The 13505-nt window shown below is 65.7% G+C and carries 14 protein-coding genes; 6 read left to right on the top strand and 8 right to left on the bottom strand.

From position 1 onward, the window contains the following. Positions 1-11 precede the first annotated feature (11 nt). Both AB7531_RS16720 and AB7531_RS16715 read right to left on the bottom strand, forming a co-directional pair. Positions 12-1844, bottom strand: coding sequence for an outer membrane protein assembly factor BamB family protein (locus tag AB7531_RS16720; protein WP_063982531.1), 1833 nt, complete (start codon positions 1842-1844; stop codon positions 12-14). Between the two features lie 104 nt (positions 1845-1948). Then, the gene (locus AB7531_RS16715) at positions 1949-2662 is read right to left on the bottom strand and encodes a class I SAM-dependent methyltransferase (protein ID WP_063982530.1); all 714 of its coding nucleotides are present in this window, start codon (positions 2660-2662) and stop codon (positions 1949-1951) included. An 87-nt stretch (positions 2663-2749) separates the two neighbouring features. On the opposite strand from AB7531_RS16715, the gene AB7531_RS16710 reads away from it, so the two are divergent. Continuing rightward, on the top strand, positions 2750-3511 hold the full coding sequence (locus tag AB7531_RS16710) for a dienelactone hydrolase family protein (protein WP_245328623.1): 762 nt from the start codon (positions 2750-2752) through the stop codon (positions 3509-3511). A 226-nt stretch (positions 3512-3737) separates the two neighbouring features. Here AB7531_RS16710 and AB7531_RS16705 read toward each other — a convergent pair whose 3' ends face one another. Further along, complete coding sequence (locus tag AB7531_RS16705; RefSeq protein WP_063982528.1) at positions 3738-5435, bottom strand: methyl-accepting chemotaxis protein; 1698 nt, start codon at positions 5433-5435, stop codon at positions 3738-3740. A gap of 218 nt (positions 5436-5653) precedes the next feature. Between AB7531_RS16705 and AB7531_RS16700 the strand changes: the two genes are divergently transcribed. The 3 genes from AB7531_RS16700 to AB7531_RS16690 all read left to right on the top strand — a co-directional run bounded on the left by AB7531_RS16700 (position 5654) and on the right by AB7531_RS16690 (position 7083). Beyond that, positions 5654-5872: a hypothetical protein gene (locus tag AB7531_RS16700; RefSeq protein WP_063982527.1), complete on the top strand. Its 219-nt coding sequence runs from the start codon at positions 5654-5656 to the stop codon at positions 5870-5872. A 270-nt stretch (positions 5873-6142) separates the two neighbouring features. Continuing rightward, positions 6143-6532 (top strand): hypothetical protein, encoded by a 390-nt coding sequence (locus tag AB7531_RS16695; protein WP_063982526.1) that lies wholly within the window; start codon positions 6143-6145, stop codon positions 6530-6532. Positions 6533-6828: 296 nt separating this feature from the next. Next, entirely contained in the window at positions 6829-7083 is a 255-nt protein-coding gene (locus AB7531_RS16690; RefSeq protein WP_063982525.1) for a hypothetical protein, read from the top strand. 33 nt (positions 7084-7116) lie between these two features. Here AB7531_RS16690 and AB7531_RS16685 read toward each other — a convergent pair whose 3' ends face one another. The 4 genes from AB7531_RS16685 to AB7531_RS16670 all read right to left on the bottom strand — a co-directional run bounded on the left by AB7531_RS16685 (position 7117) and on the right by AB7531_RS16670 (position 9624). Then, positions 7117-7359, bottom strand: a complete 243-nt coding sequence (locus AB7531_RS16685) for a DUF6719 family protein (RefSeq protein WP_038935984.1) — start codon at positions 7357-7359, stop codon at positions 7117-7119. 251 nt (positions 7360-7610) lie between these two features. Then, entirely contained in the window at positions 7611-8321 is a 711-nt protein-coding gene (locus tag AB7531_RS16680) for an outer membrane protein (protein ID WP_063986279.1), read from the bottom strand. A gap of 287 nt (positions 8322-8608) precedes the next feature. Continuing rightward, positions 8609-9043, bottom strand: coding sequence for a hypothetical protein (locus tag AB7531_RS16675; protein ID WP_187388016.1), 435 nt, complete (start codon positions 9041-9043; stop codon positions 8609-8611). A 212-nt stretch (positions 9044-9255) separates the two neighbouring features. After that, positions 9256-9624 (bottom strand): His-rich protein BRANT, encoded by a 369-nt coding sequence (locus tag AB7531_RS16670; protein WP_063982524.1) that lies wholly within the window; start codon positions 9622-9624, stop codon positions 9256-9258. 251 nt (positions 9625-9875) lie between these two features. Between AB7531_RS16670 and AB7531_RS16665 the strand changes: the two genes are divergently transcribed. Next, positions 9876-10418: a tetratricopeptide repeat protein gene (locus AB7531_RS16665; protein WP_028150223.1), complete on the top strand. Its 543-nt coding sequence runs from the start codon at positions 9876-9878 to the stop codon at positions 10416-10418. Positions 10419-10527: 109 nt separating this feature from the next. After that, on the top strand, positions 10528-11916 hold the full coding sequence (locus tag AB7531_RS16660; protein ID WP_063982523.1) for a serine hydrolase domain-containing protein: 1389 nt from the start codon (positions 10528-10530) through the stop codon (positions 11914-11916). On the opposite strand, the gene AB7531_RS16655 is transcribed toward AB7531_RS16660, so the two are convergent. Next, positions 11903-13474, bottom strand: coding sequence for a S10 family peptidase (locus tag AB7531_RS16655; RefSeq protein WP_063982522.1), 1572 nt, complete (start codon positions 13472-13474; stop codon positions 11903-11905). The two genes, AB7531_RS16660 and AB7531_RS16655, sit on opposite strands and share 14 nt — an antisense overlap. Between the last annotated feature and the right edge of the window lie 31 nt (positions 13475-13505).

Raw genomic sequence — 13505 nt, 5'->3', positions numbered from 1 at the left:
CTGCCTCGCGCTCACTCCGTCCCCACCTCGAACGCCAGCAGCACGTTGCCGGCGACGCCGCTCCATTGGCCGTAGCCGGAATTGGTGTAGAGCATGCCGCCGGCGATGACCGGTCCGGGACCGTCGATCGCGCCGCCATGGGCGGGGACGCCGTTGACGGCCTTGTAATCCTGCGCGGAGTCGAACTCCCAGAGCAGCTTGCCGTCGCTGGCATAGGCACGCAGGAAGCCGCTGACGCCGCCGGAGAACACGACGCCGGGGATCAGGCTCACCGCCGCCGACAGCGCGGGGCTGCATTGGAGACGATCGCCACAGGCGACCGGAGGCACCTCCATCACGACTGTCCCGCTGGCGAGATCGAGCCCGAACAGGCCGCCGCCTTGCGTGGAGTCGAGACGCCTGGTGCCGTCACGCAGGAAACGCACGTCGGAGTTCGCGACATAGATGCGATCCTGATCGGCCGCCGAGCCCCATTCGCTGCCGCCGAGCGCACCGCCCTTCCCGATCCGCGTCTGCCACAGGATCTTGCCGCCGTCGTCGGGATCGAGCGCGTGCACGACACCGGATTTCTGTGCGATGGCAAGAACGCGCCTGCCGTCGCGCAGAGTCACCAGGATCGGCGACTGGCCGAAATCGTGGTCGGGTCCGTGATCCTCGGGACAATTGGTCTTGTCCGCGGCGAAGCACGCCACGACATAAGCGTCCTTCGGCGTGGCCTGCCGGCTCCAGAGCAGCTTTCCCGTCGCAAGATCGAAGGCGAGAATCGCGTCACTCGTCGCGGATGGCGGATTCGAATAGGAATTGCTGGTCGCGACATAGATCGCGCCGCGCTTCACATCGATCGTCGGCGCCGACCAGATCGCGGCACCGGACGGGCCGAACAGCTGCACGCCCCTCGCGTTCTTGTCGGTCGGATGCGGCACTTCCGGGATCGTATAGGCTTGCCAGACCGGCTTGCCGGTCGCGGCCTCCAGCGCCATCACGCTGCCGCGGAAGGTGCAGCATTCGTAAGAGGGTTGCGAGCCGGCGGCCTCCTCGAGCGAGGACACCGGCACGTAGAGCACGCCGGAATGCAGCACCGGCGCGCCGGTGATGCGCGCGGCCGGATGCTCCTCGACCTTCGTCTTCCAGATCAGCGCCCCCGTCAGCGCGTTCACGGCATAGGCGTTCGCACGCAAATCGCCGAAGAAGATCGCGAACTGATCGGAGCCGGGAAGCGGCGCGACCGTGATCGCGGCGCGCACCGCCGCATCGATCGCGAACGTCCACAGCGTGCAGCCGGTTCGCGCGTCGAGCGCGTGCACCTTGCGGTCGGTGCCGCCGATGAACAGCAGGCCGCCCATGATCGTCGGCGGCGCAAAGGATACCGAGGCGCCGGGAAACGCGTAGGCCCATTTCAGCCGCAGGCGCGGCACCTGCGCCGCGGTCAGCCCCGCCATGTCGGCCGGCTGGAAGCGGCTGTTGTTGAGATCGACGCCCCACCCGTTCCAGCGTGGACCGTCGAGCGGTTGCGGAAAGCCGCTGATCTGCTGCGTGCAGCGGCCCTGCCCGTCAGACGCGCTGTTGATTGCGGCCTTGCCGGTGACGAAAGCAGCAATCGCGCGACGCTCGTCGTCGCTGCGCTCCTTCGCCATCGCGGCCATGCTGCCGGAGGTCAGCGTCCCCAGCACGTGATCGAACGACATCGCCTGCATGGCGCCGCGCGCGGGCGCGCGGTTCTGGGCATCGCCGGCATCGTGACATTGCACGCAGTGCGCTGCGTAGAGCGCGGCGCCGTCCTGCTGCGCCAGTGCCGGCGTGGAGCACCAGATCAACAGAGCCGCTACGGCAAAACTCGGCTTCATGGCGTTCTCCGGTATCGTCGGCACGCGACGCAAAAATCGCGTCACACAACCTGAAGTGTATCGCCAGTGCGGTCACGGACGCAATGGAGTTCCGCCTGCGTCCGTCACATCGCCGTGGCCATGCGGATACGATCGGGCAGTTCATCCAGCCGCCATAGGGCAAGGCTCTTGTCGCGCCAGCCGCCGCCGCCCTCCTCGCAACGCTCGTTGATCAACGCGCGCGGCGCGGGCCAGTTGAATGGCGCCTTCTCCATGTTCAGCGCGCGCCAATCGCCATCCGCGCAATCGCGATTTGCATCCCATTCGGGAAATGTCGTGACCAGCAGGAAGCCCGCGCCGCTCTCGGCAAAGCGGGCAACGGCGCGGGCGATGTTGTCGAAGCTCAAATGAACCAGGCAGTCCCGGCACAGAATGACATCCGCGCGCGGCAGCGCATCGCGCGTGATGTCGGCAACGAGAAACCGGCCGGACAATTCGCCGCTGGCCACACGCCGGCGATTGGTCTCGATCAGCGACGGCACGATGTCGATGCCGGTGTAGTCGAGGTCGAGCTTGATGCGGCCGATCCAGCCGGCATCGCCGCAGGGCGCATCGAGCAGCGAGCGCGCGCCGAGCCGTTGCAGCAGGGGAGGAAGCTCCTCCCGGATCGCGGCGGTCGCCGGGTCCTCCGAGCCGAGGCCCGAGACGGATGTGGCCGCGCCCCACAGGTTGGTCCGCTCGATCCGCTCGAACCGCGCGGCGAGATCGAGGCCGTCAAAGCTCTCGCGGTCCGCAACGAAGCGCTCATGGGCGAGCACGGGTGGACGATTGGGGATCATCGGGCGGGACTCGCGTCAAGATTCCGTCGCAAGCACACTATACAGCCGACGCGTCGCCTCCGAAATCTCCCTGGCGCGAGTTCGCTGATGATTACCCGACGAACGGCCATGACCGGCATCGCCGCGCTGCTGACGTCTATCCTTGCACACGGTGCACCAGGCGAACAGTTCAGCGTCACCTCCGGCAATGACAGCCTGCCTGTATCACGTTACGCGGCGACGGTGGCCGGGAAGCGCCCTGCCGTGATTTTGCTGCACGGGTCCCGCGGCATCGAGCTTAGGCTCCGCGCCTACGAGCGATATGCCGATGCGCTGTCCGCCAAGGGCATCGACGTCTATTTTCTCCGCTATATGACACCGGCCGATACGGCCGCGCTGACGCCGAAGTCCAGCACGCATGAGAGCCGCGATGCCTATGACACGACGCGGTTCGACGATTGGGCCAACACGGTCTCCGCCACCGTGACGGCCATCCTGGGCCGGTCCGACAGTTCCGGGCGCATCGGCCTGCTCGGCTTCTCGCTGGGCGGCTACGTCGCCGCCGACACCGCCGCGCGGGACAAGCGTATCGCCGCGCTCGCGGTGCTCTATGGCGGCATGCCCGACGCTATGGCCGCCAAGGTCAAGCACCTGCCGCCCCTGATCGCATTGCATGGCGAGGCAGACAGGAACGTGCCGGTCGCGAAGGGACGGCAGCTGGTCGAGCTCGGCAAGTCGGTCGGCGCGGAGGCCGAATTCGTGCCCTATCCAGGCAAAGCCCACGGCTTTGATTTCTCCGACACCGACCCGATGACATCCGATGCGATCGATCGCGTCACACGGTTCTTCCAGCAAAGGCTCGCCGCCTGACCGAGGCGGGTCACGAGGATGGCTCCGGACCGCAGATTGGACCGAAGTTCAACATGAGGTAGCATGCAGCCCGCATGCGCTCGACCACCAGCAAAGAGAAGGCCAAAATCGTTGCCGGCGCCGTGACGGCCGTCGTCATGACGGCCATGCTGTTGGTGTTCGCGCTCGGCCTCTTGCTTCCGCATTAGGCGCGGTGAGCGCGGCGGACGAGTGCCGCGGCGCTCACTTACGCCGCGCGCACGGTCCGCAAGAATTTTCCGACTTCGTCCTTCAGCCGGTTGCTGTCGGTCGCCAGCATCTTGGCGGTCGAAAGCACCTGCGAGGACGCCGAGCCGGTCTCGGCCGCGCCGCGCTGCACGTCGGTGATATTAGTGGAGACCTGCTGGGTGCCGTGAGCGGCCTGCTGCACGTTGCGCGAGATCTCCTGGGTCGCGGCGCCCTGCTCCTCGACGGCCGCGGCAATGGTGGACGACACCTCCGATAGCCGCTCGATCGTCGCGGAGATGTCGCGGATCGCGTTGACGGATTCCTGGGTCGCGGTCTGGATTCCGGAAATCTGCTGGCTGATCTCGCCGGTCGCCTTCGCGGTCTGCTCGGCTAGCGTCTTCACCTCGGAGGCGACGACCGCGAAGCCGCGGCCGGCCTCGCCGGCGCGTGCCGCCTCGATCGTGGCGTTCAGCGCCAGCAGGTTGGTCTGGCCGGCAATGGTGTTGATCAGCTCGACCACATCGCCGATCCGCGTCGCCGCGATCGAGAGCTCGCTGACCCGCTCGGTCGTGGTGCGCGCCTGGGTGACGGCTTCGCCCGCCATCCGCGCGGATTCCTGCACCTGCCGGCTGATCTCGTTGACCGAGGACGACAGCTCCTCTGTGGCGGTCGCAACCGACTGCACGTTGCCGGTGGCTTCACCCGAAGCGACCGCGACCACCGAGGTCAGCTCCTGCGCGCGGTGCGCGGTGGTGGCCAGCGTCGAGGACGACGCTTCGAGCTCGGTGGACGCCGAGCCCACCGTCTCGATGATCTCGCCGACCGCGCGTTCGAAGCCGTCGGCCAGGTTGACCATGTCACGGCGGCGCTGCTCGGCAGCCTGCTTCTCGATCTCGAGCTGCGCAGCCTTGAGGCGTTCGACCTCGAGCGCGTTGGTCTTGAAGACTTCGACGGTCCTCGCCATGTCGCCGATCTCGTCGCTCCGCTCCTTCTCGGGCACCTCGGTCTTGAGATCGTTGCGGGCGAGACCCTCCATGGCGAGCTTGAGCCGGGCGATCGGCCGGGACATCGCATTGAGGCCGATGAACAGCGCGATCGCGATGCCGACGATCAGGCCGCCGGCGCTGACTCCGATCACGGTCCAGGTCGCGGATCTGGCGTCGCGGTTGATGGCTTCCTTGCGGTTGCTGACCGCCTGTGCGGACTCGGTCACGAACTGGACGATGCGTGCGAGCGCCGCGTCCAGCACCGGATCGCACTCCTTGTGCGCACGTTCGGCGGCCTTGGCATTCTCCTCCACGCTGCTTGCCTGCGCACCGGCCTGAAGTACCGGATCGCAGCTGGCGAACGCGGCCTTCAGCTGGTCCCCGATGCTCTTGACCTGGCTGGCGCGCGACGGGTCGTCCTGCACGGCCGCATCGAGGTACTGACTGATTTCGGTGCGGTTCTGGTTCGCGATCTTGAGACGGCCAGCGTTGCCCGCCTCCGTCGCTTCGGTGAAGACCGCATAGAGCGCGGCATGATAGGTCTCGGCGCGGCGCTGGGCCCGCGTCAGGTTGAGCGCCGAGGATTGCGCGGCGGAGAGTTCGGCAAATCCGTCGACGGTCGCCGAAAGTTCGCGCGCGGCGAAGCCGGCGACGGCAAGCATCGCGCATCCCATCACCGCCACGATCAGTGCGACCTTCCACACGATTTTCAGATTGTTCAAAAAGCTCATCACAGCCGCCCCAATGCTTCTGCCGACGCATAATCCCAGCAACGGGCATTGGAACCGGCGGACGTTAAGATTTGATGCCAAATCCTCCGAGTAGTCTTACGGAAAAATAACTATTCGGGGGGTCGGCGTAAGCCTCGTGTAAGCTTCTGCCTGTTTTGGGGGCGTGATCCGGACATGACCGGCCGGAACCGGTCGCCGACGTCAGTCGTTGTCGGCCCATGCGGATCAAGGAAGAAAACCGAAACATGTTTCTGCTGGCGACGGTGACGCTGTGCTGTGTCGCCGTGGCCGGCACCGTTGCGCTGTTCGAGCTGGCACCAGCGCCGGCTCAGGCAACGCAGGTCGCCGAACGCGCGGCGATCGACGTTACGGCTCCGACACCAGTCCGGGTGGTGGGGGCGCCGTTCGAGCCCAACATTAACCCGCGCGAGCGATAGCGCTCACGTCGGCGATGCCTCTGTGCCTGCCTCGGGCCGGCCTTGGGCCCGCGCCAATTCCTCCACGAACGCGATCACCTCCGCCCGCTTGTCGGGCGGCAGCGACAAGAACGCACGGACGAGCCTCAGGCCCTGCGCTTCGTCCGACTCGTCTAAATTGACGTCCATTCCCCACTGTCGGGCGAGCGGGAAAAATATGCAATCCCCAGCCGGACACCTCCTTGATTCGGCCGGCCACCTTTGCTGGAATAGCTCCAACAGAGGTGGACCATGAAGTGGATCAGCGAGCGCGACGCACTGATCGCGCAAACAATGGCCTTCGTCCAATCGGTAACCGGCAAGAAGGGTGACTTCCATCCGCCGGAGAGACCGACGGCTGCACCGGACGTGCCGGTGGGGACCGTCACCGTCGAGACCGTGGCGGTCGAGACATTGGCGGTCGAGATCAAGCCGCCGCCAGTCCCGCTCGCCCCGCCCGTCATGATCCCGCCAGCACGGACAAGCGGCGATTTCCGCTCCGAGATGCAGGCCCGCATCGCCAATTTCCGCAAGCATCAGGAGCGATTCGAGCGCGAGCGGGAGGAGTATTGCGCGGCGACCCTGACCAGGCTCCGCGCGGCCATTCGCGACCCCTCCCTCCGTCCGCCAGCCGAAAACTAAGGCCGACGGTCGATCAGACACCTACAGCCAGGACCAAACCAACCAGAGATTGGCCGCACAGGCGCTGAGCAATCCCAGCGTCAGTGGCAGCAGCATGTGCCCGCAGCAGGTCTTGAGGTCGGTCGTCATGGCCGAAAACATCCGCTGATTCCGGCAAATGAGTCCCAGGGATTCTTTTTTTTGGGATTCAGGACTCGTTAAAGACTCAGGGCCCGCGGCTCCGATTACGCCCCCGTGATCGCCCCGGAACCCCCTGCCCCATGAAGCCGTTAACGCGCTTTCCGGGAGCGGGAAGAATGCCCCACGCCCTGTTCTGCAACGACGCCCAAATCAGCAAGGCCTATCCCAGCGAGGCCGACGTCTGGCAGCTCGCGCAGCAAAGCGGCCTCGTCGTGGACGTCAGCACCGACGACCAGCGCCACGGGCCGCGCCGGGTCCTGGACAATGATTACGAGATCAAGCCCTGCCGGGCCGCCCAGGGCGAGGACCCCGCCAGGAACAAGGCCGAGGCCGAACAGCAGTCGAGGATGGAGCTTGCGCTGAATTCCTGAGGTTAGACCCAGGGTATCTCAGGAAGGGATCTCTCAGGGGGTCGCGGTCGCCAGCGAGGCCTGCTCGCCCGCCAGCACCACGCAGGCCTTGCGACGGTGCAGCCCGCGGATCGCGCCCGTTACTTTCAGCACCTTACCGGATGGGCAGGAAGCGTCCTTGACGAAGGCCACCTCATAGGGTGCCAGCATCAGAGGCTCGGATTTGAGGATTGTCTGTGCAGCGCACGGCAGGGAGATGAAGCACGAGAGCACTACTGCCGACACAAAGATACGCATGTCCGTCGTCCCACCAGCCCGGTAATTCTCATATAACGCCTTCCGGAGCGCGAGTTCCGTAGGCGGCAAAAATTATTTTTGCTTTACGCCAGTCCCATGACGCGCGTGAGAACGCGCGCCCCAGACCATTTGCTTGCAAATGACGCGCCAGATGGTTCACGCAAAGCAAACAACAGGCAGGCAAACAAGGGCCCGGCAAACGAAAGGCCGGCGTGAGCCGGCCCTTGTCAGGTCGTGGTCGCTGTTGAGCGTCAGTAGCGCGAGGCTGCCGGCCCGCCCCAGCCGAAGCGGTAGTTCACACCGACCTTGACGGTATGCTCGTCCTCCCGGCCCCGGACGCCGACGACGTCGGCCGGACCGGAGGTGAAGGTCGTGCTGCCAAAGTTGTAATACTGGTACTCGGCCTTGGCCGACCAGCTCGGTGCGAACATGTATTCGAGGCCGGCACCGACAGTATAGCCGTCCTTGTTGTTGCCAGTGGCAGTGAAGGGCTGCGCCACGCCGGCGACGTTGACGCCGAGGCCGCCATTACGCCAGGCGTAACCGCCCTTGGCATAGACCAGCGCCGGTCCCCAAGTGTAGCCGATGCGGCCGGTCACCGACCCGAGCTGGTCGGTGTTCGACGTCACCTGCGTCCCCAGCGGGAACGTGACACCATTGTTGTTGGTCGGCAGCCAGGAGTACTGGGCCTCGATGCCTACCACCCAATTGGGCGCGAACTGGTAGTCGAAGCCGCCCTGCACGCCGCCCAGGAAGCGGGCGTCGCTCGACTGGAAGCTGCTGTCACCGGCGAACGCGCCGCCGACATGGCCGCCGATGTAGAAACCGGTCCAGTTGTAGATCACCTGCGGCGGCGTATAGGCGGGCGCCTTGTTATAGGTGCGCGGCTGCATGTCGGCCGCAGCGGCCGGTGCGACCAGCGCCAGCAGAGCGGCTGCTGCGCCCAGCAAAATCGTCTTCATGATCATCCCCGTTCTTTCAAATTCGACACTCAGGAAACAACGTGGCGTGAATTAGGTTGCTTCGCGGCGATGCCGGAACGTTGATCGTCTGTAACTGTGACGGGTTGGCAACAACGCGATTTTGTTCCGTCACACCTGCTTGCACCGACTGTTTTCGTCGTCTGCGCAAGGCGGGCTGTAACGATCTGTCGCAAGGCAAACCAGCCCCGTTCAAAGCTCGCCAAATTGTGATCCAGCGGCTCCGGCGGCCCCTGTCCTAGCACCTGCCGATGAAGGCCGGCTTTGCGCTACCGCGCCATCTTTTCCAGTTCCGGAAAGGGTGCGTAAACCGCACCGGCGCAGAGCTCGCCGGCGCGATCGACGATGCGGTCGCCCCGCCCGTTGACGAACACGGCGGCCCGTTCGCGCATGCCCTTGTAGCTGCCGTCGGTCTCGCGTGGCGTGAAGTGCAGGCAGGCGACGTAGAACTGCCGTCCGCCGATCTCGCGGAGCACCGGATCGGCCATGGTGGCCTCGCGCACGCCGACGGGATTGTTGAGGTAAGCGCGCATCAAGGCCAGCGTGTCACTGCGAAAATTGTCGGGAAACGGCTGCGGCCCTCCCGCCTGGGTCCCCTCCATCAGGGATGGACGATCACCGTCGCTGCCGAAACATGCCGCGAGCGCCAGCGGCAAGACCAGAACCAACGCCAAGATCACCGCACGCTTCGCCAATCGCCCCACAGGCCACGCTCTCCGCTCGATCAGACTCGGAGGATGTTCTAGCTCCAAGGTTGCACGAAGGGAATTCGCTCCTGCTCGTAGGCTGCGCAAATAACGCACCGCCCCGCCGCCGGCGCCTGCGCTTTCGCGCTGACGCCGAGACGACGGGCCGGGCCTGAATTCCGCACGCGGCGGCGGGCAATGCCAGGGATGCCGCCGCGCCGGATCAGTCGTTAGCTGCGCTTGTCGACGGCCGCCGGCTTGGTCACGTCAGGCTGCGCCTTCAGCGACTTCTTGGCCGACAGATGCTTGTTGTGGTGGCGATGCGTGCGCACGGCCTTGTGCTCGTCGGGCGTGACCGCGGCATTGGCGTTCATCGCCTTCGACTTGGTATCCACCTTGGCGTCCGCCTTGACGTCGGCGGCCTTCGTGTCGGCCTTGACGCCGGCCTCGGGTTTCGCGGCGGTGGTCGACACCTTGGTCTGGCTCTGGTCCGCCTTGATCACCGGCGCGGTCGTGGTGGTCTTGCCGGCTTCAGCGGCGAAGGCCGGGGCTGCGATTACGGAAGCGGCGAGCAAGGCTGCGGAAATGGTCTTCAACATGGTTGGTCTCCTCTTGGAAGGATCTTGAGGCGGCGCCCTCTCGCCTACTCTTCGATCGTGGGTGGGAGCCTAGGCGGCGCGCGCTGAACCCAGTCTGAAGTCCCTTGCAGGCTTCTGTTCATCTCGATGACAAGTTTGTCATCTGCGGAGGGGCGAATAGATCGTGCGAAGCGGGAATGTTTTTGCCCTCTGGGTGTTCCGGTCTTTGGGCAATCGTGTAGGATCGCCACGTTCCATACGGGAGAAGATAGATGCGCAAACTTTCCATGCTTCTGGTACCGGGGCTTGTCTCGATGGCGTTGGCCGCCGGACCGATGCTGACCAGCGCCTACGCCGCGGGCAGCGACGAGCCCTCGCCGCCGCCGAAGTCGGACAGCTCGGCCAAGAAGGGGAAGAAGAAGAGCTCCTCCATCAGCGATCCCAAATTCCTCGCGGCCTATCGCACCGCCTACACCACGATCTACGACGGTCACGACTACACGAGCGCGATCGGCCAGCTGAAGTCGCTCGAGCGCGACGACGTCGCCGACGTCGCCAATTTGATCGGCTACTCCTATCGCAAGCTCGGCGACTACCAGTCGTCCAAGGTCTATTACGAGATCGCACTGAAGGACGATCCGAACCACGTCCGCACCTGGCAGTATTACGGCCTCTGGCAGCTCGAGCAGGGCAACCGCGAACAGGCGCAGTACCACCTGAACAAGATCGCCTCGCTCGCCGGCACCGACAGCTCCGAGTATCGCTCGCTCGCCGCGGCGCTCGACAAGCCGACCGGCGCGACGCTCGTCTACTGAGACATCGCATCCTCGAACGAAACGAACGGGCACAACCTCGGGGTTGTGCCCGTTCCGCTTTCTCGGTTAGCCTCTCGCATCAAGTGCTCCCCTCGCAAATTGGTGCGCAATGGATACGTGGCTGCGATCCGCGATCGACTACATCGGCTCCTGGATCGAATTCCAACAGACGACATTCCAGCAGCCCGGCGTCATCGTCGCATTTGCCCATCGCGGCGAAATCGTCGCCGAGCACGCCTTTGGTCTTGCCAACCTCGACACCGGCGAAAAACTCACCCCGCGCCACCGCTGCCGCATCGCCTCGCACTCGAAGAGCTTTACCTCCGCCGGCATCATGAAGCTGCGCGACCAGCGCAAGCTCCGGCTCGACGACACGGTCAGCCAACATGTCGGCGGCCTGCATCCGCGCGTCGCCGAGACGACGATTGCGCAGGTGCTATCGCACAGCGCGGGGCTGACGCGCGATGGCGCCGATTCCGGGCAGTTCATCGACAACCGTCCCTATCTCAACGCCAGGGAGTTGCTCGCGGAATTGAAGCTGCCGACCGCGATCGAGCCGGGGACGCGCTTCAAATACTCCAACCACGGCTTTGGCCTGCTCGGCCTCGTCATCGAAGCCGTGTCGAAGGAGCCCTACTCCGCCTGGATCAAGCGCGAGATCATCGAGCCCGCAGGCCTGCGCGAGACTGAGCCGGATGCGCCGCTTCCCAAGGGCGCATCGTTCGCGCGCGGCCACACGCGAAAAGTGCCCTTGGGCGAGCGTTGCGTGATCCCCGGCGACAATCCGACGCACGCGATGGCGTCCGCCACGGGCTTCGCCGCCACCGCCGGCGATACGGCCCGCTTCTTCGCGCAGCTTGCGCCCAACGCCAGGAAGAGCGTGCTCTCAGTCGCAAGCCGCCGCGAAATGACCCGGCATCACTGGCGCATCCCGCAGAGTTTCGAGGCCTATTACGGCCTTGGCATCAACGCCGGCAAAACCGACGGCTGGGACTGGTTCGGCCATGGCGGCCATTTTCAGGGTTACATCTCCCGGACCTGCTCCATCCCCGCTTGCGAGCTCGCGATCAGCATCCTCAGCAACTCCATCGACGGCGCGGCGCCGTTCTGGATGGACGGCGCGATGCAGATCCTGCGCGTGTTCAGGACTCGCGGCGCCCCCGACCGCCGCGTGCGCGACTGGACCGGCCGCTGGTGGACGATCTGGGGCGCAACCGATCTCGTCCCCGCGGGCAACCGCGTGCTGGTCGCCAATCCGCAGTTCATCAATCCGTTCATGGATGCCGCCGAGATCGAGGTCACCGGCCGCGACACCGGCAAGCTCGCCTGGGCTGCCGGGTATTCCAGCCACGGCGAGCCAGTGCGCCGCGTCCGTGACGCGCGCGGCAAGGTCAGCGACATCTGGATCGCCGGCGCCAATATCAAGCCGGAGCGTGTCGTGGCGCGCGAGATCGCGCGGAGATATCCGCCGCGCAAGCGGCGGCCTACTCTCGGATAAGAGCCTCGACCTCGCTCCGAAACGCCTGCCGCGAGCCGTCGCGCGAATAGAACATGTGGCCGCCGGGATAGACGACGAACTTGACCCGCTGCGTGGCGAACGCCGGAAGCTGGTCGAGCACCCGCTTCGATCCGAAATAGGGCGTGGCGAGATCGAACAGGCCGTGCGCGACCAGCACGTTCAGCTTTCCGTCGGTGGCGAGGATCTGGCGCAGCTCCGACACCGACTGGGGCGGGTTGATGCCGCGGCCGAAATCCCAATTGCCCTCGACGGCGCCGTTGAGGACTTCATAGGAGCCATCCGGCCGCCAGTTGAGCTTGCGCGTGAGAACATCGACCGCCGCGCTCGTCAGCGGCGCCTGGAGCGCATCGCCCGAGGGATCGCCGAACCGGGAGCTGCTCGAATCCGGATAGGGATCATAGCCTCGCACCGAGGCGTCGTAGCGCCCCGTGACCTTGCCGTTCTTGCGGTCGAACTCGCGGCGGAATTCACCGACGTCGAAACGGCCGGCGAGCCGGCGGCTCACGGCCTGATCGATCCCGGTGAGCTCAGCAACCTTGTCGGCAAGGCGATTGGTGGCCTCCTTGTCCGCCTCGCCCTTGACGAGGTCGGCCAGGAACTCGCCCCGCGCGTAAGCCTCGACGTCGGCGAGATCGGCGCGCTTGACCGCTCCCTTGGCTTCGCGCGCCACCGCGGCATAGCTCGGCAGCGTCGCGACATATTGCAGGAGGCTGGTGCCGGTGAACTCGCGGAAGTCCAGGAGCGGCGACACCAGGATCAATCCCCTGACGCCGACGCCGTGCTGGAGCTGCAACTGGCGCACGACCTTCGGCCCGCGAATGCCGCCATAGCTTTCGCCGCCGACATATTTCGGCGAGGTCAGCCGGTCGTGCTTCTCCAGCCAGCGGCGGATCACGAGCGCGATCGAATTGGCGTCGCCGTCGACGGAGTAGAAGGACTTGCGCGCGTCCTCGCCGCTGGCAACGAAACGGCTGTAGCCAGTGCTGACGGGATCGATGAAGACGAGATCGGTGAAGTCGAGCCACGTCTCCGCGTTCGGCTTCACATCCGGTGAGGCGGACGGCGACAGGGCTTCGCCATCGAGCGGCAGCCGCCACGGACCCGCAGCGCCGAACTGGAGCCATGCCGAGGACGCGCCGGGACCGCCGTTGAACAGGAACGTCACGGGGCGCGTCGCGCGGTCGGCACCATCGAGCTCATAGGACGTATAGGCGATGTCGGCGAGCGGCTCACCCTTGCCGTCGAACACGCGGATCGAGCCGGCCGTCGCGGTGAAGTCGAGTGCGCGGCCCGGCAGATCGAGCGTCTGCTTCGTGGTCGAATCCGACGGAAGTCGATGCGGCTCGGCGGCGGACGATGAACCCTGTGACGCGCCTGGCGTGTTGCCGCCGCGCCCACCACCCTTCTGTCCCGCTGGGGCCGCCGTCTCGGCGCGCGGCTGCTGCGGATCGTCCGCGCGGGCAAATCCCGCGAGCGCGAAAGTCGACACCGCCAGTACCAGGGTCGCGCGGCGGAGCGCCGGCAAACGCATGACCATGATCGTTCTCCTTGTCCGGCTACGAGAGCCG

The sequence above is a fragment of the Bradyrhizobium sp. 63_E2_N1_3 genome, from assembly GCF_052076005.1.
Lineage (GTDB): Bacteria > Pseudomonadota > Alphaproteobacteria > Rhizobiales > Xanthobacteraceae > Bradyrhizobium > Bradyrhizobium barranii.
Note: the sequence above shows the minus strand (reverse complement) of the source record. Positions and strands in the feature narration are given on the sequence as shown.